Genomic DNA, 26,659 nt, shown 5'->3' on the forward strand with positions numbered 1-26,659 from the left:
TCTTTGCCATCAATGTGAGGAGAAATACCATGATGGTGTTATTGATTATGGCAGCGCTGCTGTTTTCAGGCGTCAGCGTGTACTGTTTATGCAAAGCAAATTACTGTGCCTGTCAAAGAGCTGGACAATGTGACAACCCCGTTAATCACTATTGGCTGGGAGCAATTATTGCTGCTTTGCTTGCACTAGCTTGCTGTTGCTTTGCACTACATAGCGAAAAAGGCACATTGCTTTGGATTGTATTGATGTCTAGTTGTTTAGCGGGTGCGCTGTTGTCTGCAAAAGTACAAAAATTAAAGCGTTGCAAACAAGCTAAACAAGCAAACTCTCTTGCAACAGACGGGATAAATTAATTTGATAATCGAGAGGTTTAACATTGGCGACAATTTTTACGTCATCTCTTGCACTTAGATCTAAATCTTTCAATGTAACTTGGTGCATGTGCTTTACGTTGTAAAATACTCTTACAACGGGAGAAGTTGGCAAAGTATCATTACCAGCCATAACCAGCCCCAAACGCTCATTGGTCAGTTTTACAATCGTGCCCACCGGATGAATACCAATACACTTTATAAACTTTTGCACAAGCACCGCATCAAACTGGCTTTTATTTGAGAGTAAGAATCTAAGTGCATGGACTGGCTCTATCGCATTACTGCCCGGCTGTTCCGTGGTCAGCGTTGCATAAGTGTCGACGATTGCCATTACCCTTGCCGCTTTACTGAGTCGATCACCCTCCAGTCCTCTAGGGAAACCACTGCCATCTAGTCGTTCATGATGATTCACCACCATGTCGATAATCAATGGAGTCACTCCCCTTTCTTCTTTGATCATTGCAACTGAATAGGCAACATGCTTTTGCATATGACGCGTTTCATTTTCGGTCAGCGGCGACTTTTTTTCTTGAATGCTCTGTGGCACTTTACTTTTACCAACATCATGTAACATTGCGGCCATCGCCATTTGTTCGACAACATGCGGTTTAAGGCCTAAATATTTGGCAAATATAGTCATCAATATTGTGCTGTTGATCATGTGGCGCCAACTAAAACTGCGTTTGTCTTTTAGTCGCGTCAATATCGCCATTACATTGCTGTGGTGAGTAACTGAAGTAATGATTTCCTGACAAATATCATGAACGAGATGCATCTGCAGCGCTTCACCACCCAAAATGTTGCCGTAGAGCAATTGCAGTTTTTTGTTTTGCACTTCAAACTGATTTAAAGCTGCTGAAAACACCTCTGCGGTAGGTAAAACTTGATTATGATGGGAAGTTAATAACTCCTCTTCATCAGCCCCCTGATCAGCTTCACCTTGCTGCCCTATATGCTTTCTTTCTACATTGGCAACATTCGCTCTGATAAAGCGTTCAGGCACTGGTACTTGGCTCTGAGTAACATCAATATTAAGTTCAAGTACGCCATCCGCTTCAAGCTGGGAAATAATCGCCGAATTACGCACCATCCCTCGTGACTTTAATTTAATTTCTGCATCAGATTTTAATTTGTGGACACTATCAACAAACATACCTGGTACAAGTTCACTGATGGGAATAGTTGCGTGCATGGTTCCTTAGAGAAGCTTTTTTAATCAAACCGCAATAATATGCATAGTTACGACTAAATTGTCTACTAGAAGATATAAATACAAGAATAAAGGATTAGTAAATAAAGGTAGAGAGAAATCCATTTCTTTCTTTTACTAGCAGCGTGACATGATCAGTCCTGGAAGTATGTACCCCAACCGTCATATTCAACGCCAGTTTGCTCAGCAACTGCTACCAACTTAGAGACATCCTCCATGATAACTTCTGCGTTGAGCTCAGCTTCAACAACAATATCAAAGCCCCAGATCTTTCCGCCATCTTCAAGCTCAAGCTCTGCTGGTTCCTCAACATCATAACCGAGTTTAAAAGCCGCTAAAGCAGCCTCTTCCAGCTTATCAAAGTTCTCACATACAAAGTGATGTTCTACTTCGTAAAGTTTTTCCGGATTAGAGCCATCTTCAAGTAGTGACTCCACGATGTCTTCACTGATCTCTTGCCAATTTTCCATCAGCTTTATTCACCTTTATCTAATTGTGCGATTTTATCGGCCATTTTAGCATGAATACTATTCGCATGCTCTCTTGCAGAGCAATCATCTGATAACTCAATTGGTGCCAACATCGAAATATACACTTTACCGTTGTTCCAACGGTTTAGTTTAATTTTATCTTGAGTGGAACTCATGCAGACGGGGATAATGGGAACTTGAGCATTCTTGGCCGCATGAAAAGCCCCTGTTTTGAAAGGCAAAAGCCCTCGGCCGTAACTGCGAGTTCCTTCGGGAAACATCCACAGCGACAAACCTTTTTGCTTGATTTTCTCTACTGATTTATCCAACGTACCAACCGCTTTTGAGCGATTCGCTCTATCAATTAAAATATTGCCTGATAACCAATAAAGCTGACCGAAAAATGGGATCCACTTCAGACTTTTTTTGCCCATGCTCACCGTATTGCGTGGTACTACCGCAGGTAGTGTGAATAAATCATAGTTGTTCTGATGGTTTGCCACATATAGTGCAGGCCCAACCTTAGCGACGCCAGGCGCTCTTTCTATCACCAGATCTACACCTATGACTTTAGCCATAGAACCGAACCAAGAGGCGATAATATGCACGTTATTTCGGTGAAACGGCCTGACAATACATAGCGCCAAACCAAAAATACAACTAAAAACAATAAATATGGCCATGGCCAAAATTCGTAATAAAGCTAACAAACTCAGCCCTCCTATAACTTGAGCGGTGTATTATAATCAAATAAGCGTACACTTGTAAGCTCAATTTTTTATGACACAAAAAAATACCGCCCCATAATTGGGGCGGTATTCTTAAAATTATTACAAGTGAGTATTAGCTCATAGCAGCCTGCAGTTTTTTCATTGCTGACTTTTCTAGCTGGCGAACACGTTCAGCAGAAACACTATATTTATCAGCTAAATCTTGTAGGGTTGCCTTGTCTTCAGCCAACCATCTCGCTGCAACAATGTCCTGAGAACGCTCATCTAACGTTTTCATTGCCGCCAACAAGCGGTTTTGTGACTGCTGTTGAAACTGCTCTTCTTCAATCACTTCGGCAATGTCACTGTTTGAATCTGCTAAGTACTGAACTGGTGAGAAGTTGCCACTTTGACTACCTTCATCTTCATCTGCACCTAAATCAAAACCCATGTCCTGACCACTCATGCGAGATTCCATTTCACGTACTTCTTTTTCGCTAACACCCAGCTCTGAAGCCACAGTGCTAACTTCTTCTTGGTTGAACCAACCCAAGCGTTTTTTGTTCTTACGAAGGTTAAAAAATAGTTTGCGCTGTGCTTTTGTCGTAGCAACTTTCACGATTCGCCAGTTTTTAAGTACATACTCATGGATTTCAGCTTTAATCCAATGTACGGCAAAAGAAACCAATCTGACACCTACTGTTGGGTTAAAACGTTTTACCGCCTTCATCAGGCCAATATTACCTTCTTGAATAAGATCTGCTTGCGGCAAACCATACCCTGAGTAACTTTTTGCGATGTGCGCTACAAATCTGAGGTGAGACATAATGAGCTGTTTAGCTGCATCTAAGTCACCATTTTCATGAAGACGAGTTGCAAGCTTGTGTTCCTTTTCAGCGTCCAGCATAGGGATAGTGCTAACAGCCTGCAAATACCCTTCAATACTTGCACTTTGCTGCCCAACTGTTAATGCCATTGCATATGTGTCTTTACTCATTTTTCACCTCAGTGATAAATTCTTAGTCTATTTTAGCACTCTAACCCTTAGAGTGCTAACTGCAATCTACTACTTTTCTTGACCAAAGATCAAGCTTTTTATTATTAACAATAAATGAACAAATAAGCCATTGATATTTATAGGGTTAATTATTGATGAATTTTAGCGTGATGGTAGGTAGCTATGAAAACAACGCAGACTTGTTTCAAACAAGCCTGCTAAAAAGTTAAAACTACACCTTTTCGGGCTCAATTTCTCGGATATATTTTTGCACTGATAGATAAGAACCGATAAAGCCGAGAAAAATAGCTAACATGAGTAAAAAGGACAGCTCTGAGAGATTTAACCCTTCTAGCACAAAGTTACTTTGATAAACACCAACGACAAGAGATACAGCAGACTCTAGCCACCACAGCATCAAAACAACACATATAAAAGCGACCAACCCTCCAACGATACCGTACCATATCCCAGTCCATAAAAAGGGAGTATGAATAAAGGTATTGGTTGCCCCTACAAGCTTCAATACCTGGATCTCTTCTTTTTTATCCATAATCGATAAACGTATAGTATTGCCAATAATCAATACCACTGCACTTAACAATAAGACCCCTACTGTAAATACACTTTCTTTTAATAAGCCAAGTAGTGCATTCAAGCGCTCAAGCCATTCAATATCTAGTTTACCAAACTCAACCTCACGCTCACTTTCAAGTTTTTCTAATAACACTTGAGCACTTTCCGCGCCTCGGTGACGCTTGGTTGGAGTCACCAATACCACACTGGGAAGAGGGTTTTCTTCTAAATAATCCAATGCTTGACCAAAGCCCGACACCTGCTTGAACTCTTCTAGTGCCTGAGATTGAGAAATAAAACTGACCGACTCTACCTCGGGGTAAAGTGCTAATCGTTTTACCAATGTTTGTGTCTCTTGAGCACTAATATCTTCTTTTACAAACAGAGATATCTCAGCTGCTTCTTGAAACCCACTGCTGACTTTCTGAACGTTTTTTACGACTACATATAGGGTTGTCGGTAAGGTTAGGCTTAAGCCCAATACCAAAATCGTCATCATTGAAGCCATAGGTGTGCGCCACATCTCACCTAGGCTGTGTATGCCGTGCCGAAAAATGGTCAGTACAAAAAAGTACAACTTTAAAACCACAGATTTATCTTGGCTATTAACTTGGTTGCCGCGACCTTTGAATAACAAACTCATAGTGTCCCCCCGATAAAGTCACCTTTAAGAGGATCAATGGCTAGAGGGTCTTGTAGCATGCGACCATGATCAAGTGTCAAACTGCGGTACTTCATACGGGCAATTAAACCCAAATCATGGGTGGCGATAAGCACAGATGTACCATGACGATTAAAATCTTCAAACAAGCTTAAAATTTCCATTGATAATTCTGGATCTAAATTACCTGTTGGCTCATCTGCTAGCAGCAAAGGCGGAGAATTTACAATCGCGCGTGCAATACCGACTCGCTGCTGCTCCCCCCCTGACAACGTACTAGGCTGGCACTTGATTTTGTCCAATAATCCAACTTTGTCCAATGCTGCATGAACACGCTTAGTAATGTGCTTTCTGTGTGTACCTTCAATTACCAGAGGTAAAGCAACGTTGTCGAAGACATTATAACGTTCAAGCAATCGATGGTTTTGAAAAATAATGCCGATATCACGACGAACAAAAGGAACTTGGCGATTGGAGATACTATTTAAATCAACATCGTTGATAAATACTTTTCCTGCGGAGGGGCGCTCCATTAAGCTAATCAACTTCAGCAACGTACTTTTCCCCGCGCCGCTGTGGCCTGTTAAAAAAGCCAGTTCACCCTTTCCAAGCTCGAAACTTACTTTTTCTAGAGCTCGGTGACCACCAGGGTAAGTTTTACTTACTTGTTCAAATTTAATCATATGCGACCTACAAAATGCGTATGCTCCATCCTTAAAATTAAAAAGCGCCTCGACTAAGTGGGCGCTTTCTAACTCTTAGCTGTTACTTTTCATCATCTTGGCTAAATAGTGCCTCGATAAAGTCATCGCTCTTAAAGGTTCTCAAATCATCGATTCCTTCACCGACACCAATATAACGAATTGGCACTTTAAACTGATCTGCAACCGCAAAAATAACCCCACCTTTAGCTGTACCGTCTAGCTTGGTCAGAGTAATACCCGTCAAACCAACAGCCTGATCAAATAGTTTAACTTGGCTAATTGCATTTTGTCCTGTGCCCGCATCAATCGTTAACATCACTTCATGAGGCGCTTCAGGATCTAGCTTTTTCATTACTCGCGCAATTTTTTCAAGCTCTTGCATGAGGTTGTCTTTATTTTGCAGACGACCTGCCGTATCAGCGATTAGCACATCGACATTGCGAGCCTGTGCAGCTTGAAAGGCATCAAATACAACAGAAGCACTGTCGGCACCAGTGTGCTGTGCGACTACTGGGATATCATTTCGCTCACCCCAAACCTGCAACTGCTCCACTGCCGCTGCACGGAAAGTATCACCAGCAGCCAGCATCACAGATTTCCCTTGCGATTGGAATTGCTTCGCCATTTTACCTATAGTTGTGGTCTTACCGACTCCATTTACACCTACCATTAGAATGACGTAAGGCTTTTTACCCGGATTAATTTCAAGCGGTTGCTCTGCATCCTTCAAGATCTCAGCCATTTCACTCTTCATCAACTCGTATAGCGCATCGCCATCTTTTAATTGCTTGCGATCGGCTGCGTCGGTCAAGTTGTCAATCAGCTTCATGGTTGTTTCAACGCCCAAGTCAGCTGTTAGTAACTGTGTTTCAAGCTCCTCAAACAGATCGTCGTCAATTTTTTTGCCTCGGAATATCGACGCAAAACCAGACCCAATATTCTCTTTTGTTTTCAAAAGGCCTTGTTTTAAACGTGCAAAAAAACCTTTTTTCTTTGGTTTTTCCACTTCAGCTTGCTCTTTGGCAAGACGCTCTGCTTCTTCACGTTCAGCCTTTTCTTTGGCAAGACGCTCTGCTTCTTCGCGTTCAGCCTGTTCTTTAGCAAGGCGCTCTGCTTCTTCACGTTCTGCCTGTTCTTTAGCAAGGCGCTCTGCTTCTTCACGTTCTGCCTTTTCTTTAGCAAGGCGCTCTGCTTCTTCACGTTCAGCTTGTTCTTTGGCAAGACGCTCTGCTTCTTCACGTTCAGCTTGTTCTTTGGCAAGACGCTCTGCTTCTTCACGTTCTGCCTGTTCTTTAGCTAGACGCTCTGCTTCTTCACGTTCAGCTTGTTCTTTAGCTAGACGCTCTGCTTCTTCACGTTCAGCTTGTTCTTTGGCAAGACGCAGTGCTTCTTCACGTTCAGCTTGTTCTTTGGCACGACGCTGTACTTCTTCGCGTTCAGCTTGCTCTTTGGCACGACGCTGTGCTTCTTCGCGTTCAGCTTGTTCTTTGGCAAGACGCAGTGCTTCTTCACGTTCAGCTTGTTCTTTGGCAAGACGTTCTGCTTCTTCACGTTCAGCTTGCTCTTTAGCTAGACGCAGTGCTTCTTCACGCTCAGCCTGTTCTTTAGCTAGACGTTCCGCTTCTTCACGTTCAGCTTGTTCTTTGGCAAGACGCTCTACTTCTTCACGTTCAGCATTTTCTTTAGCAAGGCGCTCTGCTTCTTCACGTTCTGCTTGTTCTTTGGCAAGACGCTCTACTTCTTCACGTTCAGCATTTTCTTTAGCAAGGCGCTCTGCTTCTTCACGTTCTGCTTGCTCTTTGGCTAGACGTTCTGCTTCTTCACGCTCAGCCCGTTCTTTAGCTAGACGTTCCGCTTCTTCACGTTCAGCTTGCTCTTTGGCAAGACGCTCTGCTTCTTCACGTTCTGCTTGTTCTTTAGCTAAACGTTCCGTTTCTTCACGTTCTGCTTGTTCTTTAGCTAAACGTTCCGTTTCTTCACGTTCTGCTTGCTCTTTAGCTAGACGTTCCGATTCTTCACGTTCTGCTTGTTCTTTAGCTAGACGTTCCGCTTCTTCACGCTCTGCTTGTTCTTTGGCAAGACGTTCTGCTTCTTCACGTTCTGCTTGTTCTTTAGCTAGACGTTCCGCTTCTTCACGCTCAGCTTGTTCTTTGGCAAGACGTTCTGTTTCTTCGCGCTCTGCTTGTTCTTTGACTAAACGTTCTGCTTCTTCTCGCTCAGCCTGTTCTTTGTCGGATTTACCAAACCCCAACCAAGATAAAAATTTGTTTTTCTTTCCCATAACCAACTAATACCATTAAAGTTTGTATCGTGATTTAGTCGCCATAACCGTATCTATGATCACCACCATAAAGCATAACGCTGTGCAGTGCCGCATTGACTGCGCTTCACTATTTATCAGTGTTTATTAGGCTCTAAGGCTTGTACAAAGACATCAATAATCACATAAAAGACTTTGCGATAATTGTTATAATCACTAAGTTAACGCCATAATATGCGCGTAGTGTATCATGTTCCAAGTAGATGAAAACTTTATAATCGAGCACAACCAACTCGATAGCGAAAATATATGAAAAAAAGAAAGCCTCAAACTCGAACGGATGGCCACATTCGAATTATTAGCGGTAAATTTAAAGGCCGAAAGTTGCCAGTTAAAGATGTTGAAGGCCTTCGGCCTACGACCGATCGAGTGAAAGAAACTGTATTCAATTGGCTAATGGCTGACACGCGAGATGCAGATGTTCTGGATTGTTTTGCGGGCTCCGGCAGCTTAGGGTTAGAGTCTCTTTCACGATTTGCCAATCATGCAACCTTTATAGAATTAGACAAAACCGCGGCCGCACAAATCAAACAAAATATACAAACACTTGCGTTGGACAACGCACAGGTGATAAACGGTAGCGCATTAGATTATTTGAGTAACAACTCACAACAACGCAATTTCGACATTGTTTATCTCGATCCCCCGTTTAGAAAGAACCTAGTTTCTCCTTGTTGTGAATTACTCGAAAGTGCTGGGTGGCTAAATAATGACTCGCTAATTTATGTCGAATTTGAGAAAGAAGCACAACCGGATTTTCCAGCTAACTGGCAGTTGCTAAAAGAGAAAAAAGCTGGTCAAGTGAACTGCATGCTTTTTCGCCGAACTGACATATCCGCGCCTTAAATCGCCCATGGATATTAGTGCATGACACAATTATTCAGATCCGCTATAATTTGATCTTTACACGCGGTCTCGCTTCGGCTTACAATACCGCACCATTTTTGAACCAATTGACCATTTTTCGGTCAATTTGAGCCAAGCTCATTATTTAGGTAGGTGAATTTTTAATGCCAGTAATTAAAGTAAGAGAAAACGAACCGTTTGACGTAGCACTTCGTCGTTTCAAGCGTTCATGTGAAAAAGCAGGTATCCTTTCAGAAGTTCGTCGTCGCGAGCACTATGAGAAGCCAACTGCAGAACGTAAGCGTAAGAAAGCAGCAGCTGTAAAGCGTCACATGAAAAAGCTTTCTCGTGAAAACGCACGTCGCGTTAAACTATACTAATTAACATTTGGTCTTGTACATATGAGCTTATTAGCGACGCTAAAAGACGCCCAAAAGGAAGCAATGAAAGCCAAAGACAAACCTCGTCTTACGGCTATCAGAGCAGCTCTAGCTGAAGTCAAGCAACGCGAAATTGATAACCAGACAACGTTAGATGATGCTGGTATCACCTCGGTGTTGGTTAAACTGGTTAAACAGCGTAAAGACTCTTTCACACAGTATACTGATGCTGGAAGAGAAGACTTAGCACAAATCGAGGCTGGTGAAATATCAGTACTTGAGTCATTCTTACCTCAGCCTTTGTCTGAAGAAGAAGTACTTGAGATGATCGATGCTGCAATCGCTGACACAGGCGCAGCTGGTATGCAAGACATGGGTAAAGTAATGGGTGTGATCAAAGCGAAAGCGGAAGGTCGTGCCGACATGGGCAAAATCTCTGGTTTAATTAAACAAAGATTAAGCGCATAATTACCCACATACAAATGTATGAAATTAGTAAACCGAGCCTTGTGCTCGGTTTCTTCGTATAAGCGTTAGGAAAACTATGGCTGGCAAAATTCCAAGACAGTTTATCGATGACTTATTGGCTAGAACTGACATCGTCGAATTAATTGACGGTCGAGTTGGCCTCAAAAAAGCAGGAAAAGACTACCAGGCCTGCTGTCCATTTCACAATGAAAAATCCCCCTCGTTTACCGTCTCCAGAGATAAACAGTTTTATCATTGCTTTGGTTGCGGTGCCAATGGTAATGCCATTTCATTCTTGATGGAGTACGACAAACTTGAGTTTGTTGATGCCATTGAAGAGCTTGCTGGTATGTACAACCTTGAGATCCCAAGAGAGCAAGGGATCGGTGGGCCACAAAGAAGTTTTGAAGAAAAGAAGTCAGATTATGACTTAATGATGCACACTACCCGCTTTTACCAGCAGCAATTAAATACACATAGTAATGCGGCGCAAGTACAAGACTATGTCAGAGGAAGAGGACTTTCAGAACAAACAGTCAACAAATTTCAAATCGGCTATGCCCCGCCAGAGTGGGATGCCTTAATTGGGAAGCTTGCACGTAACCCATCACAGCGGCAACAACTTGTAGAATTAAAACTGGCAAGTGAAAAAACACCTGGTAGACAATTCGATTTTTTCCGTGACCGCTTGATGTTCCCTATTCGTGATAAACGAGGCCGTGTTATCGCATTTGGTGGACGTGTTATGGGTCAAGATCAAGGCCCAAAATATTTGAATTCACCAGAAACGAGAATTTTCCACAAAAGCTTTGAACTGTACGGTTTCTACGAAGCAAAACAAGCACATAAAAAACTAGAACAAGTGCTGATCGTAGAGGGATACATGGATGTCGTAGCCCTTTCAGAGTATGGTATTGACTATGCGGTCGCTGCACTCGGTACTGCGACAACCCTTGAGCATATGCAAACATTATTTCGCAACACTGATAAAGTTGTGTGCTGTTACGATGGTGATAGAGCTGGACGGGATGCCGCATGGCGTGCTCTTGAACATGCTTTACCCAATCTAAAAGATGGTAAATCACTTGGCTTTGTATTTTTACCTGATGGAGAAGATCCTGACTCTTTGGTGCAAAAAGAAGGAAAAGCGCATTTCGAAGAGAGGTTATTAAGTGCGGATGATTATAGTAAAGTACTCTTTAATCGTCTGTCTGAGCAGTGCGACCTAACAACTGATGCTGGAAAGGCCAAGTTAATGGCAGAAGCTATCCCACTGATTAATAATATACCCAGTGAATTTTACCAAGAGTCGCTACTAACTACATTAGCAAGATTGATCGGACGCACCCGTGAGCAACTCACCGCTAAGCTTTCAACACCCAAAAAACAACATACCATAGAACGAAAGTTTAAAGTAACACCTATGCGTCGCGCTATCGGTTTGTTGTTACAACACCCCCAGCTTGCACAGAGCGTTGACTATTTGCCCGAGCTTGCGCATATGCAATTACCTGGTATGGCGTTGTTTTTAAAGTTGCAGCAAACGTGTTTAGAAAACACTCAATATACCACTGCACATATCTTAGAGTCGTTTCGAAATGGCCAAGATTATGAGGCTTTAAAAAAGCTTGCTACTTGGCAGCATAATATTCATGAAGAGGCTTTAGAAGATGAATTTAAACATACATTTAAATTTATTGAAGACCAGTGTTTAAATTTGCGACTAGAGACCTTACTTATAAAAGACAAAACAGAAGGCCTAAGTAGCGATGAACGACTGGAATGTGCGTTATTAACACAAGCTTTAGGCTCTCGTAGAACTGGTCAAAATTAATTTTTGGTGTTATAATGTTCTATTCACTGCGTCAACCAAAATAACGCTGTTTTTAGCTGGCGCCCGTTGTATAAACTTTATCAGAGTGGAAGCAAAAATCTCTATGGATCAATCTCCTCAGTCACAACTCAAACTTCTGATTCAGAAAGGTAAAGAGCAAGGTTACTTAACTTTTGCAGAAGTTAACGATCACCTTCCACAAGACATCATAGATTCGGATCAAGTCGAAGATATCATTAGCATGATCAATGATATGGGTATTCAGGTTTCTGAAGCAGCCCCTGATGCCGATGAGCTGATGATGCAAGAAACAACCACCGACGAGGATGCGGCAGAAGCGGCGGCAGCTGCGCTAGCAACGGTAGAAAAAGAAATTGGCAGAACAACTGATCCTGTACGTATGTATATGCGTGAAATGGGCACCGTTGAGCTACTGACTCGGGAAGGCGAAATTCTAATAGCAAAGCGTATTGAAGAAGGGATAAATCAAGTACAGATTTCTGTTGCTGAATACCCTGAAGCAATTACGTATTTACTTGAACAGTGGGACAAATACGAAGCTGAAGAGATGCGCCTAAGCGACATCGTTACAGGCTTTTTTGACTCACTGGAAGATGACGAAGCAACCATCTCTGCAACCCACATTGGCTCTGAATTAAGTGAAGAAGACTTAGATGACGAAGACGATGAGAGTGATGATGACGATGATTCGGAAGAAGGTGAATCAGGACCGGATCCTGAAGTTGCCCGTGAACATTTCGAAGAGCTACGTTCTTTATATACTAGCGCACGTCAGTGTTTCGAAGACAAAGGTCGTAGTCACCCTGATTCGCAAGCTGCTATCAAAGAAATTGGCGAGTTGTTCCGCAAATTTAAATTAGTACCAAAACAGTTTGACCGCATGGTTAATAACATGCGTGAAATGATGGACAGAGTACGCGTACAAGAGCGTATCATCATGAAACAAGCTGTTCAGATTGCGAAGCTACCTAAGAAAACTTTCGTTAAGCACTTCGCTAACAATGAGACAGATGTCGCTTGGATTGATGCAGAAATCGCATCTGGAGAAAAACACTCAGATAAACTTCGTGAAGTTAAGCCTGAAATTGAGCGCTGCGTCAATAAGCTCAAAGCCATTGAAGAAAGCACAGGCTTGAGTGTCGAACGCATCAAAGACATCAACCGTCGAATGAGCATAGGTGAAGCGAAAGCACGCCGTGCGAAAAAAGAAATGGTTGAAGCTAACTTACGTCTTGTAATTTCAATCGCTAAAAAATACACCAACCGTGGCCTACAATTTTTGGACTTAATCCAAGAAGGTAACATTGGTCTAATGAAAGCGGTTGATAAATTCGAGTACCGTCGTGGTTATAAGTTTTCAACTTATGCAACTTGGTGGATCCGACAAGCTATCACCCGTTCAATTGCTGATCAGGCAAGAACAATCCGTATTCCAGTGCATATGATTGAAACGATTAACAAACTTAATCGTATTTCTCGTCAAATGCTACAGGAAATGGGTCGTGAACCTAGTCCTGAAGAGCTGGCAGAACGCATGATGATGCCAGAGGATAAAATCCGCAAAGTATTAAAAATTGCCAAAGAGCCAATTTCAATGGAGACACCAATTGGTGATGATGAAGATTCGCACCTAGGCGATTTCATCGAAGATACAACCATTGAATCTCCGATTGACTCTGCAACAATGGAAAGCCTGCGTGGTGCCACCAATGAAGTCCTTGCAGGCTTGACGGCCAGAGAAGCAAAAGTACTTCGCATGCGTTTTGGTATTGATATGAACACTGACCACACGTTAGAAGAAGTTGGTAAGCAGTTTGACGTAACCCGAGAGCGTATTCGTCAAATCGAAGCGAAGGCGTTACGTAAACTTCGCCATCCTTCTCGTTCTGATTTACTGAAAAGTTTCTTAGACGTCAAAGGCTAAGAGTAATAAATACAAAAAAAGGCCGCATTATGCGGCCTTTTTATTTGAATAAAATGTGTGCATCCCTAAAACGGCTGAAATAAGCTGATAGGCCATATACACGCAATCTGTCGTGCTCTTTCACGTGCTACAGCCGTGAAATGTTGTGCGCAATCAATAGATGAAAAAAGTTTAATAGGAACAACACTATGGCTTGGATCCAAATCCGAATTGATGCTAACAAAGAAACAGCAGACCTTATCAGTGATTTGTTGATGGACATTGGATGCCCTTCTGTCACATTCATCGATAGTCAAAATAACCCTGTCTATGAGCCTAAGCCTGGAGAAGTCATTTTATGGCCTGAAACAACAGTGATAGGTTTGTTTGAAGCGACACATGACATGCAAGCCGTCATTGACTACCTCACTGCCAACATGGCTGAAGCGCCAAAATATAAAGTCGAACAACTAGAAGATAAAGACTGGGAAAGAGAGTGGATGGATAATTTCCACCCAATCAAGTTCGGTGAACGTTTGTGGATTTGCCCTAGTTGGCGTGACATACCGGAACCTGACGCAGTAAACGTACTTTTAGATCCTGGGCTAGCATTTGGTACCGGAACACATGCAACCACTTCGCTGTGCTTAAAATGGCTTGAAGCACAGGATCTTAGCGGTAAAACAGTGGTCGATTTTGGTTGTGGTTCAGGTATTTTAGGAATAGCAGCTATTAAACTCGGCGCAGAGCGAGTTATCGGCATAGATATCGACCCGCAAGCTCTAGTTGCAAGCAGAGATAATGCCGAACGAAATGGTGTTGCAGACAAGCTGGAAGTTTATTTACCAGAAAACCAACCTGACTTTAAAGCCGACATTGTTGTAGCAAATATCCTGGCACAGCCACTGCGCGAACTCCATGAAATTATCCTTGGCTTTTTGAAGCCACAAGGTGCAATTGCAATGTCAGGCATCTTAGAAGAGCAAGCTCAATCTGTAGCAGATGTATACGCCCCATATATTGATTTAGACGCAATAAAGCAAGAGGGCGAATGGACACGAGTAAGCGGAATTACAAAACAATAACAAGTGTAACGACTATCTTCTGAGTTAGTAATCTATTACACGTAAGGCCTGAACTTAACAGGCTTTACGCTTTATTTACAGCCAATCGGCCGACCTCAATTAAGTCAAAAAAGATTTTTTGAACAAATTTACAGCAATTTATGTAGCCCTTCATATTGTTACCAAAAGTCAACCCAAAAAGTTCAAAAAAAAAACACTTATGTTCAATTTATAGCCTTTGATTTTTGCAAAAAAAACCGTAAACTTAGCGCCCCTTGAAATGAGGCAGATGAATAGTAGTGCGTATTGGTCCATACCAACTTGATAACAATGTGATCGTAGCTCCAATGGCTGGTATAACAGACCGACCATTTAGACAGTTATGTCGGCGTCTTGGCGCAGGGTTAGCGGTGTCAGAAATGTTGTCATCAAATCCAAAGGTTTGGAAAACTGATAAGTCGATGAACCGTATGGATCATTCTGGTGAGTCAGGAATACGTTCTGTGCAGATTGCAGGAGCAGACCCTGAGCTAATGGCACAGGCTGCACAATTCAATGTCAAAAATGGTGCGCAAATCATAGATATAAATATGGGTTGCCCAGCCAAAAAAGTGAACAAGAAACTCGCAGGTTCTGCACTATTGCAGTATCCAGATCTAGTTGAGGAAATAGTACAAGCTGTCGTTGGTGCAGTCGATGTACCTGTTACCTTGAAGATCCGCACAGGATGGGATCCGGAAAACCGCAATGGTGTTGAAATTGCGAAAATAGCCGAACGCAATCGTATTGCATCACTGGCAGTACACGGTAGAACCCGTGCATGCATGTATAAAGGTGAAGCGGAATACGACACTATCAAAGCGATAAAGCAATCGGTTTCTATTCCTGTTGTTGCTAATGGCGACATAACGTCCCCAGAAAAGGCAAAACAGGTTTTGGATTATACGGGCGCAGATGCCATCATGATTGGTCGAGCCGCCCAAGGTCGTCCTTGGATTTTCCGAGAGATAGACTATTATTTGCGAACTGGAAAACACTTGCCAGCACCGGAAGTATCCGAAGTGCGTGGCATATTGATGGAGCACCTTGTAAACCTCCATCAGTTTTACGGTGAACCAATGGGTGCGCGCATCGCACGCAAACATGTATCTTGGTACTTGCAGTCCCATGACCAAGAAGGTCAATTTAGGCGAGTATTCAATGCACTTGAGGAGCCAAAAGCGCAAATCGAGGCATTAGAAAACTATTTTGAAACACTAGCAGCTAACTAAGAAAGAGACATAAAGATGTTCGAACAAAATGTGACTTCTCCTTTTATCACTAACGCTCATGTTCAGTCACAAGAGAAACCGCAACCACTACGCGATGCAGTTAAAAAAGCTGTCCACCACTACTTAAAGCAGTTAAATGGTCAAGACGTGCAAGATGTGTATGAGCTAGTTTTATCAGAGCTTGAAGCACCATTACTAGAAGAAGTGATGACTTACACACGTGGTAACCAAACTCGTGCTGCAATCTTACTAGGTATCAACCGTGGTACTCTTCGTAAGAAGCTTAAAAAGTACGGCATGAACTAATCCGTATTTTTCGAAAACGTCTTTACCAAGACGTTTTCGAGCCCCCTTTTCTGCTCAGTGATATGCTGATAGTACATTTTATTCTGCTTAACTCATCCAATTTTAATATTGAAATCCTAACTTTACCCTCCTCAATATAGAAAGTTCAGTATTTCTCAATCTCGTTAACATCATTTCCATCGTTTTCTCATCCTAGTTGAGCTAAAATACAGCCTTTCTAAGCTAGCCCTTAACTAATCATTGAGGAAATCAAAACCATCATGGATATACATCGTCCTATTCGTCGCGCACTATTAAGCGTGTCAGATAAAACTGGTATCGTTGAGTTTGCCCGCACTCTAGCTGAGTCAGGCGTTGAACTTCTTTCTACAGGCGGTACTTGTAAACTCCTAGCCGACAACGGCATTCAGGTAACGGAAGTATCTGACTACACAGGCCACCCAGAGATCATGGATGGTCGCGTGAAAACTCTCCACCCGAAAGTACACGGTGGGATCTTGGGGCGTCGTGGCCAAGATGAAGACGTTATGGCAGACAACAGTATCTCTGCTATTGATATGGTTGTAGTTAACTTATACCCCTTTGCACAAACTGTTGCAAAAGCTGACTGCAGCCTAGAAGATGCAATTGAAAATATTGATATCGGCGGCCCAACAATGGTGCGTGCCGCAGCTAAAAACCACAAAGACGTTACAATCGTGGTCAATGCAAGCGACTATGATCGCGTTTTAGCTGAAATCAAAGAAAACCAAGGCTCAACAACGTATAAAACACGTTTTGATCTTGCTATTGCTGCCTACGAGCATACAGCACAGTACGACGGCATGATAGCAAACTACTTCGGTAAGCTTGTTGCTGATTACACAGAAGAAGCAGCCGAAGAAACCAAGTTCCCGCGCACTATCAATATGCAGTTCACTAAAAAGCAAGACATGCGCTATGGTGAAAACTCTCATCAAGATGCCGCATTCTATGTGGAAAATGATATTGAAGAAGCGTCAGTGGCAACAGCGAAGCAATTGCAAGGTAAAGCATTATCTTACAACAACATTGCAGACACTGATGCTGCGCTTGAATGCGTGAAAAGCTTCGAAGCGCCTGCTTGTGTTATCGTCAAACATGCTAACCCTTGTGGCGTCGCTGAAGACAAAGACATTTTAAGTGCTTATGACAGAGCGTTTAAAACTGATCCGACATCGGCTTTTGGTGGCATCATTGCCTTCAACCGTGAACTAGATGTTGAGACAGCCAAAGCTATCATCGAGCGTCAGTTTGTTGAAGTCATCATTGCTCCAAGCATTTCTGCTGAAGCTGCTGAGATTGTTTCTGAAAAGAAAAATGTCCGTCTTTTAGAGTGTGGCCAGTGGGAAGCGAAATCGACAGGTGTTGATATCAAACGTGTCAACGGTGGTGTACTTATCCAAGATCGCGACCAAGGTATGGTTACATTGGGCGATCTAACAGTTGTCTCTAAACGCCAACCTACAGAGCAAGAGTTAAAAGATTTACTATTCTGCTGGAAAGTAGCGAAGTTCGTTAAGTCAAATGCCATTGTTTATGCTCGAGACGGTATGACGATTGGTGTGGGCGCAGGCCAAATGAGCCGTGTTTACTCAGCGAAAATCGCGGGGATCAAAGCCGCTGACGAAAACCTTGAAGTGAAAGGTTCTGTTATGGCATCAGATGCATTCTTCCCATTCCGCGACGGCATCGACGCTGCAGCAGAGGCTGGTATCACCGCAGTGATCCAACCTGGAGGCTCTATGCGCGACGAAGAAGTTATTGCCGCGGCTGATGAAGCTGGCATGGCAATGGTATTCACCGGAATGCGCCATTTCCGCCACTAATCGAAAAGCGCGAAACGTTTAACGTTTCGCGCTTTTTGTTTGCACCAAATTAAAGTATTCTGACCAAAAGACAATCACAATAACCTTGAAGGAACTGAATAATGAAATTAGGTATTAAAGCATTAATCGCTGCAGGCATCGTCACTGCAATCACAGGCTGTAGCAGTACAACAAGCTCTGATGGCTCAAATGCAAATATTGCAAAAGCGGCACAAAGCAGTGAACGTGCTGAGAGTAATCGTGCGCGTGATAAATACCGTAATCCAGTCCAAACATTGGAGTTCTTTGGTCTTAAGCCCAATATGACTGTCGTTGAAATCGCACCAGGTGGCGGTTGGTATACAGAGATCCTAGCGCCAACAATAAAAGGCCAAGGTACTTTATACGCAGCACACTTCCCGGCCGATTCCGAGGTTGAGTATTACAAAAAGTCATTAGCCGCATTTAAAGGTAAGATTTCAAGTGATACACGTTTTAGCGAAATCAAAATGACTGAATTCTCTGCATTGACTCATCATGATATCGCTCCAGCAGGCTCTGCGGATATGGTTTTAACTTTCCGTAATGTTCATAACTGGTATATGCGCCCTGGTGATGAAGGTGTACTTAAATCATTCAAAGCATTCCATAAGGCGCTTAAGCCTGGTGGGATCTTAGGGGTGGTTGAGCATCGCTTACCAGAGCACCGTGATACAGAAGATCAAAAGCGTTCAGGTTATATGAAGCAAAGCTATGTCATAGAAATGGCTAAAAAAGCAGGCTTTGAATTGGTAGCAAGCAGTGAAATTAACGCTAACCCACTAGATAGTGCAAATCACCCTCGCGGTGTTTGGACACTACCGCCAAGACTTGCGTTGGGTGATGAAAAATCAGCGCAATACAAGGCGATTGGGGAAAGCGACCGAATGACTTTAAAGTTTAAAAAGATTTAATAGGAAACTTTGCCATGAATGTACTTGTCATTGGCAGCGGTGGCCGTGAACACGCACTTGCGTTCAAAGCCGCTCAAAACCCATCTGTAAAAACTGTATTTGTAGCACCTGGTAATGCTGGTACTGCTTTAGAACCAAAATTAGAAAACGTTGCAATTGGTGTTGAAGACCTTGATGCACTTGTTGCATTTGCCAAAGAGCAAAAAGTATCGTTGACGATTGTTGGTCCTGAAGCGCCATTGGTGATTGGTGTTGTTGATCGCTTCCGCTCTGAAGGCCTCGCTATTTTTGGCCCAACTCAAGCAGCAGCACAACTTGAAGGCTCAAAGTCATTTACTAAAGACTTCTTAGCTAGACACAAAATCCCAACAGCGAGCTACCAGACATTTACCGAGATTGACCCTGCAATTGCATACGTCAAAGCGCAAGGTGCACCCATAGTAGTCAAAGCAGATGGTTTGGCAGCCGGTAAAGGCGTGATCGTAGCAATGACCGAAGCTGAAGCGGAAGAAGCGATCCGCGACATGCTAGCAGGCAATGCATTTGGTGATGCTGGCAGCCGCGTGGTAATTGAAGAGTTTTTAGAAGGTGAAGAAGCTTCATTTATCGTCATGGTAGACGGTAAAAACGTCTTACCGTTTGCCACCAGCCAAGACCACAAACGTGCATACAATGGTGATCAAGGGCCTAATACCGGTGGTATGGGTGCATATTCGCCTGCGCCTGTTGTAACTCAAGAGATCCACAATCGCATTATGGATGAAGTGATCTACCCTACGGTAGAAGGAATGGCAGCTGAAGGCCACCCTTATACAGGTTTCTTATATGCTGGCTTGATGATAACAGCTGATGGCACACCAAAAGTCATTGAATATAACTGTCGCTTTGGTGATCCTGAAACACAGCCAATCATGCTTCGTTTACAATCAGATCTTGTATCTTTAATTGAAGCTGCAAACCGCCAAGAGCTGGATCAAACTGAGATTCAGTTTGATCCAAGAGCTGCTGTCGGTGTTGTACTCGCTGCGAAAGGTTACCCTGCAAGCTACCCTAAAGGAGATGCAATCTCTGGTCTTCAAGTAAATTACTCTGAAGGCGAGAAAGTATTCCATGCTGGCACTAAACAGCAAGGCGATGCTGTTGTAACAGCTGGTGGACGTGTACTTTGTGCGACAGCACTAGGACACTCAGTAACAGAGGCGCAAAAGCGCGCTTATGCACTGGTCCAAGATATCCACTGGGAAGGTGTAGAGTTCCGCACTGATATTGCTTATCGTGCCATTGCACGTGAGCAGTAATCAAACTAGGTATCCTATAAAAGCGGCTCAAAATTAGCCGCTTTTTTTATTTCAATTTTAAATAACGCAAATAAAAACAAAAACCAATATCAATTGCAAACAATTGAAATATATAATTTTTTTGATTTTATCATTGGTATTTTTTGGCTGTCTTGCTAGGATCTCCTTTTGTATCATCTTTAGGGGCGTAAAGATGCAGGGCACACTAAGTAAACTTAAAGCCACCCTCACAAACCCAATTCAATATCAACTACCCATTGGCGATCAATTAGTTAATTTAAATGACTATTTCGGTCAGGAAATAACTTTGACTTTCACGGGTAATATATATTGCTGTAGTTGTGGTAAAAAGACTAAAAAAAGCTACTCCCAAGGCCATTGTTTTGTATGTATGAAAAAACTCGCTAGCTGCGATATGTGCATCATGAAGCCTGAAACTTGTCATTATGACCAAGGTACTTGTCGCGAACCTGAGTGGGGAGAAGCCAATTGCATGATCCCTCACTATGTCTACTTGGCGAATACATCAGGGTTGAAGGTTGGTATCACACGCCATACTCAAATTCCAACCCGCTGGATAGATCAAGGCGCAACACAGGCGTTACCAATCTTTAAAGTACAAACTCGCCTCCAGTCGGGTTTGGTAGAAGTTGCGCTCGCAAACTTCATTGCCGACAAAACCAATTGGCGCAACATGCTCAAGGGTATCAACCCAGAGTTAGATCTGAAGCAAAGTGCTCAGGAGTTGATCCCTCAGATCCAAGAAAAACTCGATGAACTTGCACAGCTGTTTGGTGCCACAGCAATCGAGCGCCTCGATGAAGAGGTGGTTGATCTAGCCTTCCCAGTAGAAGACTACCCAACCAAGATCAGTTCATTTAATTTTGACAAAGAACCCTCTGTGACCGGGATCTTAAAAGGGATTAAAGGCCAGTATTTGATCTTTGACAATGGGGTTATCAACATTCGTAAGTTCACCTCTTACGAAGTCAGTTTTTCTGCTTGATAAAACTCATACCAAGCCGCTTGAGTAAGCGGCTTGCAATACAAATATCCTTGCATCGCATGACAACCTAGCTTTTGTAAAAAACGCATTTGCTCCTGCTTTTCTACTCCCTCAGCGACAACGTGCAGTTTAAGCGCTTTGGCCATCGCAATAATAGCGCTGACAATTTCGCTGTTTCCATATTCATCAGGGATCTTGGCAATAAAACTTGGATCTATTTTTAAGATATCAATCGGTAGCTTAGTTAAATAACTTAAAGCGGAATAACCGGTGCCAAAATCATCCAAGGCAATACTGACCCCCATTGTTTTCAGCTCAGTCAGTACCGCCTTAGCTCGCTGAAAATTACTGACAAAACTGCACTCTGTCAGCTCTAACTCAATTTGTGTACCACTCAGGTTATATTTATCTAACGCATAGCGTAAAGTATTAACTAGATCCCCTTGTGTTAAGTGCTGCGCAGAAATATTAATAGCTAAGTGCCGTATTTCAATATTGGTCTTCCTCCAATGTGCAAGCTGTGCACAAGCGCGATCAATCACCCACTCATCCAGTTTTACAATTAACCCCAGCTCTTCCGCTAGAGGGATAAATTGCGCAGGAGAGATCATCCCAAGATTGGGATCGTGCCAGCGCAATAAACACTCCAAACTTGTCAAGCGGCTACTTACTAGGCACTTTAGAGGCTGAAAATAAAGTTCAAACTCACCATTTTCAAGTGCACTTTGAAATCGACTTTGCATCGATAAGCGCTCTAATGAACGAGCATTCATTGAAGCCTTATACATTTGAAATGAGTTTCGTCCCAGCTCTTTGGAGCGATACATAGCCACATCAGCATGCTTTAATAAGCTCTCACTATCCAAACCGTCATCGGGGTAGATGGACGCGCCCAATGACGCAGTGGCAGCAACACAGATGTTTCCCAAGTCAAATGACTTATTAAACTGTAATAACAGCTTATCTGCAAAATTAACCACAGAATCCACATCGACCACTTCTGTCAGCAAAACCACAAACTCATCTCCGCCGAGCCGTGCCAAGGTATCCCCTTCATTGAGGATACTTTTGATCCGCTCACTAACTTGCGTGAGCAACTTATCACCAGCACTATGCCCTAGGGTGTCATTTACCTCTTTAAAGCGATCTAAATCGATAAACATCACGCTGATCTTATGTTGGTCGCGATGTGCCGATGCCAATGCCATAGACAACCTATCATAAAACAAGCGCCGATTAGGCAGTCCTGTCAACTCGTCAAAATATGCAAGGCGCGCAATTTTTTCTTCTGCATTTTTACGCTCAGTAATATCACTGAATATCGCTGCGTATAACGTTTCATCACTATAGGGGTCATTGATTTCAATAATTGTGAGCCACTCGACATAAATATCCCCACTTTTCTTTTTGTTGCAAATTTCGCCTTGCCACACCCCCTTCTCTCTCAGCGCTTCCCACATTCTGTTATAGTAGCTTTCATCGTGAAGGCCTGAACTCAGTAGGCTCGGAGTTTGCCCTATCACCTCGTAGTCTTGATAGCCTGTCAGAGCACTAAAAGCTGGGTTAATTTGAATGATCTCTCCACTGCTACGCGTGATCATAATGCCATCGAGTGATGCATCGATGATCCGATTCGCTAAATAGAGGTTTTTCTCCGATTTGCGTAATGCGATATCTCGCTGTGCCAATACATTCTCAAGCTCACTGCAATAGGCTGTTTCGATTTCTGTAAGCACATTTTTCAGTGCCAAAAGACCAATGACTTCATTCGATGTCGCATCTCTGACAACGAGGTGGCGAATAGACTTAGCCGTCATCATACGGTAGGCATCAAATAAACTTTCCTCCGGAGTCATGGATAACATAGGATAACTCGCGAGCTGCCAGCATGGCATTTGCCACTGCGGATCGAGTATGGCATATGCAATATCACGTTGTGTGATGATCCCGTACTCTTGCAGTTCAGTGTGATGAACTAACACTGCGGTTGTTTTGTCTCTGCGCATGATTTCAATCGCGTCGCTGATGCACTGCTGACTATCCAACACACTGACACAGCTGTCATAATGATCGGCAATAGGACGAAAATGCAGATAGTGATCCAAGCCCTGATTACGAACTATATCTGATAGCGAAACCACACCTGCCGGTTCATTTTTCGAATCAATTACCAGTAAGTGTCGGATACCAAGTTGATGCAGTTTAATGGTTGCTTCGCTCAATGTTTTATCAAGCAGAATATCGTGCACTGGCGAGGTCATGACCTCACCAATAGGGAGCTCTGTAAGGTGAATATGTTTAAGATCTAGCTTTACACAATCTGATTCTGTCCAAATACCCGTTATCTCACCATCTTTCGTGATAAAAATGGAACTTACGCTATGCTGTCGCATTCTGACGAGTGCATCGTATAAACTGGTTGATTCATCACAAGATAACAAGCTAGTCGAAAACACGTCTTTAATTTTCAGCTGACGTGAGTCACCTATCATAAGCACTTTCCTCGCATTCTAACTACCATCTTGAGTATACTTGGCTACCTAGTGCTAACTTTGACTGAGAACAAATAATGACGATTAAATCATACCCATTAGTGCTGATATTCGACCAAAGTATAGAGTATGTTGACAGCCCACAATCACTGCAAGAAAGTGTGTTTTATTTAACTGAAAAGCAAATAAAAACAACCACATGTATTTTTAAGGATGGAAGTGCAAGTACACTCAATGGCGAGCCAATAACGCTGGATAGTTTTGCCAATTTAACGCCTTTAGTGCAACAAAAGCTCGCTTCTGAAGGTCACTGCTGCACTGCAAAAATACACATTTCTGATATAGAACAGGTATTTAGTTTAATGGCGGAAACTATCTAGAAAGTTTACGATTCAGCTAAGTTTCTTATGTGTGTTTCAACACTGCGGCCAAGAGAAGACAAATCATAGCCGCCCTCTAGGTATGAGATGATACCAAGACAATCAAGCTCTTTACTTAAGAGCGCGATCTGTTGAGTAAACCAAGCGTAATCACTTTCGACAAATTTGAGCCCACCCATATCATCTTCTAAATGAGCATCAAACCCGGCGCTAATAAAGAGCAACTCAGGGTTAAATGCGCGCAGTTTAGGTAGCCATTGTTGACTGTACAATGCTCGTAAATCATTGCCGTCACTCGCAACGGCCAATGGCGAATTAACGACAGTCTCGGTATTTACAATTTCAGAGTTTGGATAAAAAGGGTATTGGAACAAAGAGCAAAAGAGAACATTAGGATCCTCCTTTACAATTGCTTGTGTACCATCACCGTGGTGCACATCAATATCCAATATTGCAATGCGCTTAATGCCTTTAGTTTGCGCATATTTGACAGCAATCGCAACATTGTTAAAAATACAAAACCCCGCTGACTTATTTTGACTTGCATGATGCCCTGGCGGTCTCACTGAACAAAAAGCAGCATCGTGGCGCCCTGCAAGTACTTCATCGACTGCCAAGATACCCGCACCAACGGCCCGCTCTATAGCTTTGAATGAATCTCGGCACAGTGCCGTATCACCATCTAAGTCCGTAAGACCATGCTCTGGAATTGCCGACAACACCCGCTCAACATGCTCAGTATCATGTGCCAATATATAATGTGACATTTCTGCTTTGGGTGCAGTTAAATGAGTCACCGCGATGTCCAACCCAGAAGCTAATACCCGATCAGAAATCGCATCTAGACGCTGCGGTGATTCGGGGTGTTCACTCGCCATTTTATGCCGACGACACAATGGGTGGGAGATGATTGCAGTGCGCATATCCGCTGTCCTTACAAAAACTGAGTGACCAGTGTATCAAAGCATGGGGTTACATGCTTTGATACTTTGGTTTGATATACCAGTAACCCGTTCTGCCTTAATCTTCTTGAGGCACCGCGACTAACCCAAGATTATGAAAATCAAAACTAAAGTCAGTAACATCTGGGTTTACCCACTCCAAATCAGCACTTTTAACGTGCTGATCATGCATGGTGAAATGAATATATGAATCAGCTTCTAATAGCTTTTCATGCCATTTAATCACAAAGGTATTGCCATTATGATGGCTCAATGTCCCTTTCAACAGTTTGGTATGTGTAAAATCAATATGTAATTGCCCTGCGATTTCTTCCACAATCACGTCCCCGTACCAAGGACTGCGAAGTGTACCTGTGTAGTGGCTCAAAGGTAAACTCGCTTGCTTATCAATAACTTTTTCAGGACCAAGATTATTGTACAGCGCGTCGCGCTGTTGTTTATAGCTCTGATAGCTTTGTGCTACCCAGTCTTGAGGTTCTAAACCAAGTGCCTGTTCGAATACTTCATTGGTAATTGCTTTGAGCGCAGGGTAGGCGTGTTGATTCGATAAAATGACAACCCCTAGCCCTTTTTCTGGGATCATTGCAACTTGCGAGCCCATACCCAATATCCCGCCCATATGGCCCACACGCTTATAACCAAAATAGCTCTCTACGGCCCAACCCAGAGCATAACCTTTAAAATCTTGCTTAAATGCCGCTCTATCAGACTCTTTTGGTAGGCGCATTATTTGGGGATGCCATAAATATTGATGCATGTACGGATCAATCAGCTGCTTTCCTAAAGGCGTTTTACCTGCATTGACCTGTGTCTGCAACCACATAGTCATATCCGTTACGTTTGATGCAATGGCACCAGCTCCTCGGAAATCCTCGAGATAGTCACCGACAAACTCTTCTAGCTGCCCATTGTATTTAATTGTGCCTGTCGCAAAATTTTTATTGCTGTTTCCAATACGAGAAAAACCTGCATACGAGTTATCTATCCCAACCTGAGGAAAGATGCGTTTTTCAACAAAGTCTTGCCAGCTCATATTGCTGACTCTTGCAACAACCTCACCTGCTACAACAAACATCAAATTATTGTAATGGTACTCTGTGCGCAGTGCAGCAATAGGTTTAATATGCTTTAGTCCAGCCAATATATCTTTTATCGATTTATCTGTATTTGGCCAAATCATCAGATCACCAGCACCGAGTGCCAACCCACTGCGGTGGCTCACCAGATCTCGAATAGTTATTTGCTCAGTTAATTGCTGACTATGTAACTGGAATTCAGGTAAATGCTTAATTACGGGGTCTCCCCAGTTTAATTTACCTTCTTCCGCTAACATCGCTAATGCAGTTGCAGTAAATGCCTTACTGTTTGAAGCTATTCCAAACAACGTATGTTGATCTACTAGGCCCTCTTTGCCAAACTGCCTAACGCCATACCCTTTCGCTAATACAACTTTGCCGTCATTTACAATCCCGATCGCCAGACCTGGAATTGAAAAATCATCCATAGCTTGCTGTACAGACTTTTCAACTTCAGCCAACTGTGGCGCAGTTAAAGCTAAAACACTGTTACTCATCAACATTGCTGTTGCACAGCATACTTTGCGCCAAAAAGCTTTTTTCATATCCGT

24 protein-coding genes are annotated in these 26,659 nt (G+C 42.9%); 14 read left to right on the top strand and 10 right to left on the bottom strand.

Annotated elements, in window-relative coordinates; translation table 11 throughout:
• The first annotated feature begins 29 nt into the window (after positions 1-29).
• Positions 30-353, top strand: coding sequence for a hypothetical protein (locus tag MHN81_RS03975; RefSeq protein ID WP_023398892.1), 324 nt, complete (start codon positions 30-32; stop codon positions 351-353).
• On the opposite strand, the gene MHN81_RS03980 is transcribed toward MHN81_RS03975, so the two are convergent.
• From MHN81_RS03980 to ftsY, 7 genes are all read right to left on the bottom strand, one after another.
• Positions 313-1,566: an HD-GYP domain-containing protein gene (locus tag MHN81_RS03980; protein WP_239425073.1), complete on the bottom strand. Its 1,254-nt coding sequence runs from the start codon at positions 1,564-1,566 to the stop codon at positions 313-315. The genes MHN81_RS03975 and MHN81_RS03980 overlap by 41 nt on opposite strands.
• 152 nt (positions 1,567-1,718) lie before the next feature.
• Positions 1,719-2,054, bottom strand: coding sequence for a ribonuclease E inhibitor RraB (rraB, locus tag MHN81_RS03985; protein WP_239425074.1), 336 nt, complete (start codon positions 2,052-2,054; stop codon positions 1,719-1,721).
• A gap of 5 nt (positions 2,055-2,059) precedes the next feature.
• Positions 2,060-2,764, bottom strand: coding sequence for a 1-acylglycerol-3-phosphate O-acyltransferase (locus tag MHN81_RS03990; RefSeq protein WP_023398889.1), 705 nt, complete (start codon positions 2,762-2,764; stop codon positions 2,060-2,062).
• Between the two features lie 133 nt (positions 2,765-2,897).
• Positions 2,898-3,761 carry an RNA polymerase sigma factor RpoH gene (gene rpoH, locus MHN81_RS03995; RefSeq protein WP_023398888.1) on the bottom strand — a complete coding sequence of 288 codons (864 nt, stop codon included), beginning with the start codon at positions 3,759-3,761 and terminating at the stop codon, positions 2,898-2,900.
• A gap of 232 nt (positions 3,762-3,993) precedes the next feature.
• A complete protein-coding gene (gene ftsX / locus MHN81_RS04000; protein ID WP_023398887.1) occupies positions 3,994-4,980 on the bottom strand; it encodes a permease-like cell division protein FtsX in 987 nt (328 codons plus the stop codon).
• The gene (gene ftsE, locus MHN81_RS04005; RefSeq protein WP_023398886.1) at positions 4,977-5,681 is read right to left on the bottom strand and encodes a cell division ATP-binding protein FtsE; all 705 of its coding nucleotides are present in this window, start codon (positions 5,679-5,681) and stop codon (positions 4,977-4,979) included. The genes ftsX and ftsE overlap by 4 nt, the downstream gene beginning before the upstream one ends.
• An 82-nt stretch (positions 5,682-5,763) precedes the next feature.
• Entirely contained in the window at positions 5,764-7,983 is a 2,220-nt protein-coding gene (gene ftsY / locus MHN81_RS04010; RefSeq protein ID WP_239425075.1) for a signal recognition particle-docking protein FtsY, read from the bottom strand.
• Positions 7,984-8,271: 288 nt separating this feature from the next.
• Here ftsY and rsmD point away from each other — a divergent pair, with 288 nt between their 5' ends.
• From rsmD to MHN81_RS04070, 12 genes are all read left to right on the top strand, one after another.
• The gene (gene rsmD, locus MHN81_RS04015) at positions 8,272-8,868 is read left to right on the top strand and encodes a 16S rRNA (guanine(966)-N(2))-methyltransferase RsmD (RefSeq protein ID WP_023397471.1); all 597 of its coding nucleotides are present in this window, start codon (positions 8,272-8,274) and stop codon (positions 8,866-8,868) included.
• A 164-nt stretch (positions 8,869-9,032) separates the two neighbouring features.
• Positions 9,033-9,248, top strand: a complete 216-nt coding sequence (gene rpsU, locus MHN81_RS04020) for a 30S ribosomal protein S21 (RefSeq protein WP_010362466.1) — start codon at positions 9,033-9,035, stop codon at positions 9,246-9,248.
• Between the two features lie 21 nt (positions 9,249-9,269).
• A complete protein-coding gene (locus tag MHN81_RS04025; protein WP_023397470.1) occupies positions 9,270-9,716 on the top strand; it encodes a GatB/YqeY domain-containing protein in 447 nt (148 codons plus the stop codon).
• Positions 9,717-9,792: 76 nt separating this feature from the next.
• Entirely contained in the window at positions 9,793-11,550 is a 1,758-nt protein-coding gene (gene dnaG / locus MHN81_RS04030; protein ID WP_239425076.1) for a DNA primase, read from the top strand.
• Positions 11,551-11,653: 103 nt separating this feature from the next.
• Positions 11,654-13,495, top strand: a complete 1,842-nt coding sequence (rpoD, locus tag MHN81_RS04035) for an RNA polymerase sigma factor RpoD (RefSeq protein WP_023397468.1) — start codon at positions 11,654-11,656, stop codon at positions 13,493-13,495.
• A 188-nt stretch (positions 13,496-13,683) separates the two neighbouring features.
• Complete coding sequence (prmA, locus tag MHN81_RS04040) at positions 13,684-14,559, top strand: 50S ribosomal protein L11 methyltransferase (RefSeq protein WP_023397467.1); 876 nt, start codon at positions 13,684-13,686, stop codon at positions 14,557-14,559.
• Between the two features lie 278 nt (positions 14,560-14,837).
• A complete protein-coding gene (gene dusB / locus MHN81_RS04045) occupies positions 14,838-15,809 on the top strand; it encodes a tRNA dihydrouridine synthase DusB (protein WP_023397466.1) in 972 nt (323 codons plus the stop codon).
• 15 nt (positions 15,810-15,824) lie between these two features.
• On the top strand, positions 15,825-16,115 hold the full coding sequence (gene fis / locus MHN81_RS04050) for a DNA-binding transcriptional regulator Fis (protein WP_010374122.1): 291 nt from the start codon (positions 15,825-15,827) through the stop codon (positions 16,113-16,115).
• A 260-nt stretch (positions 16,116-16,375) separates the two neighbouring features.
• On the top strand, positions 16,376-17,962 hold the full coding sequence (purH, locus tag MHN81_RS04055; RefSeq protein ID WP_023397465.1) for a bifunctional phosphoribosylaminoimidazolecarboxamide formyltransferase/IMP cyclohydrolase: 1,587 nt from the start codon (positions 16,376-16,378) through the stop codon (positions 17,960-17,962).
• Positions 17,963-18,063: 101 nt separating this feature from the next.
• Positions 18,064-18,894 (top strand): methyltransferase, encoded by an 831-nt coding sequence (locus MHN81_RS04060; protein ID WP_239425077.1) that lies wholly within the window; start codon positions 18,064-18,066, stop codon positions 18,892-18,894.
• A gap of 14 nt (positions 18,895-18,908) precedes the next feature.
• Positions 18,909-20,192, top strand: coding sequence for a phosphoribosylamine--glycine ligase (gene purD, locus MHN81_RS04065; protein WP_239425078.1), 1,284 nt, complete (start codon positions 18,909-18,911; stop codon positions 20,190-20,192).
• A gap of 193 nt (positions 20,193-20,385) precedes the next feature.
• Complete coding sequence (locus MHN81_RS04070; protein WP_023397462.1) at positions 20,386-21,198, top strand: DUF2797 domain-containing protein; 813 nt, start codon at positions 20,386-20,388, stop codon at positions 21,196-21,198.
• On the opposite strand, the gene MHN81_RS04075 is transcribed toward MHN81_RS04070, so the two are convergent.
• Positions 21,174-23,690: an EAL domain-containing protein gene (locus MHN81_RS04075; protein ID WP_023397461.1), complete on the bottom strand. Its 2,517-nt coding sequence runs from the start codon at positions 23,688-23,690 to the stop codon at positions 21,174-21,176. The two genes, MHN81_RS04070 and MHN81_RS04075, sit on opposite strands and share 25 nt — an antisense overlap.
• Before the next feature lie 77 nt (positions 23,691-23,767).
• Between MHN81_RS04075 and MHN81_RS04080 the strand changes: the two genes are divergently transcribed.
• On the top strand, positions 23,768-24,070 hold the full coding sequence (locus MHN81_RS04080; protein WP_023397460.1) for a hypothetical protein: 303 nt from the start codon (positions 23,768-23,770) through the stop codon (positions 24,068-24,070).
• A gap of 5 nt (positions 24,071-24,075) precedes the next feature.
• On the opposite strand, the gene MHN81_RS04085 is transcribed toward MHN81_RS04080, so the two are convergent.
• Together MHN81_RS04085 and MHN81_RS04090 are read right to left on the bottom strand one after the other, a co-directional pair.
• Positions 24,076-24,993 carry a histone deacetylase family protein gene (locus tag MHN81_RS04085; protein WP_239425079.1) on the bottom strand — a complete coding sequence of 306 codons (918 nt, stop codon included), beginning with the start codon at positions 24,991-24,993 and terminating at the stop codon, positions 24,076-24,078.
• A gap of 97 nt (positions 24,994-25,090) precedes the next feature.
• A complete protein-coding gene (locus tag MHN81_RS04090) occupies positions 25,091-26,653 on the bottom strand; it encodes a serine hydrolase (protein WP_239425080.1) in 1,563 nt (520 codons plus the stop codon).
• Positions 26,654-26,659: the final 6 nt, after the last annotated feature.

This window comes from Pseudoalteromonas sp. Of7M-16 (genome assembly GCF_022347805.1).
Classification (GTDB): Bacteria; Pseudomonadota; Gammaproteobacteria; order Enterobacterales; family Alteromonadaceae; genus Pseudoalteromonas; species Pseudoalteromonas luteoviolacea_F.

Coding starts and splice junctions, on each gene's coding strand:
- MHN81_RS03975 (WP_023398892.1), top strand. CDS start 30: ATGATGGTGTTATTGATTATGGCAGCGCTGCTGTTTTCAGGCGTCAGC.
- MHN81_RS03980 (WP_239425073.1), bottom strand. CDS start 1,566: ATGCACGCAACTATTCCCATCAGTGAACTTGTACCAGGTATGTTTGTT.
- rraB (WP_239425074.1), bottom strand. CDS start 2,054: ATGGAAAATTGGCAAGAGATCAGTGAAGACATCGTGGAGTCACTACTT.
- rpoH (WP_023398888.1), bottom strand. CDS start 3,761: ATGAGTAAAGACACATATGCAATGGCATTAACAGTTGGGCAGCAAAGT.
- ftsX (WP_023398887.1), bottom strand. CDS start 4,980: ATGAGTTTGTTATTCAAAGGTCGCGGCAACCAAGTTAATAGCCAAGAT.
- ftsE (WP_023398886.1), bottom strand. CDS start 5,681: ATGATTAAATTTGAACAAGTAAGTAAAACTTACCCTGGTGGTCACCGA.
- ftsY (WP_239425075.1), bottom strand. CDS start 7,983: ATGGGAAAGAAAAACAAATTTTTATCTTGGTTGGGGTTTGGTAAATCC.
- rsmD (WP_023397471.1), top strand. CDS start 8,272: ATGAAAAAAAGAAAGCCTCAAACTCGAACGGATGGCCACATTCGAATT.
- rpsU (WP_010362466.1), top strand. CDS start 9,033: ATGCCAGTAATTAAAGTAAGAGAAAACGAACCGTTTGACGTAGCACTT.
- MHN81_RS04025 (WP_023397470.1), top strand. CDS start 9,270: ATGAGCTTATTAGCGACGCTAAAAGACGCCCAAAAGGAAGCAATGAAA.
- dnaG (WP_239425076.1), top strand. CDS start 9,793: ATGGCTGGCAAAATTCCAAGACAGTTTATCGATGACTTATTGGCTAGA.
- rpoD (WP_023397468.1), top strand. CDS start 11,654: ATGGATCAATCTCCTCAGTCACAACTCAAACTTCTGATTCAGAAAGGT.
- prmA (WP_023397467.1), top strand. CDS start 13,684: ATGGCTTGGATCCAAATCCGAATTGATGCTAACAAAGAAACAGCAGAC.
- fis (WP_010374122.1), top strand. CDS start 15,825: ATGTTCGAACAAAATGTGACTTCTCCTTTTATCACTAACGCTCATGTT.
- purH (WP_023397465.1), top strand. CDS start 16,376: ATGGATATACATCGTCCTATTCGTCGCGCACTATTAAGCGTGTCAGAT.
- MHN81_RS04060 (WP_239425077.1), top strand. CDS start 18,064: ATGAAATTAGGTATTAAAGCATTAATCGCTGCAGGCATCGTCACTGCA.
- purD (WP_239425078.1), top strand. CDS start 18,909: ATGAATGTACTTGTCATTGGCAGCGGTGGCCGTGAACACGCACTTGCG.
- MHN81_RS04070 (WP_023397462.1), top strand. CDS start 20,386: ATGCAGGGCACACTAAGTAAACTTAAAGCCACCCTCACAAACCCAATT.
- MHN81_RS04075 (WP_023397461.1), bottom strand. CDS start 23,690: ATGATAGGTGACTCACGTCAGCTGAAAATTAAAGACGTGTTTTCGACT.
- MHN81_RS04080 (WP_023397460.1), top strand. CDS start 23,768: ATGACGATTAAATCATACCCATTAGTGCTGATATTCGACCAAAGTATA.
- MHN81_RS04085 (WP_239425079.1), bottom strand. CDS start 24,993: ATGCGCACTGCAATCATCTCCCACCCATTGTGTCGTCGGCATAAAATG.
- MHN81_RS04090 (WP_239425080.1), bottom strand. CDS start 26,653: ATGAAAAAAGCTTTTTGGCGCAAAGTATGCTGTGCAACAGCAATGTTG.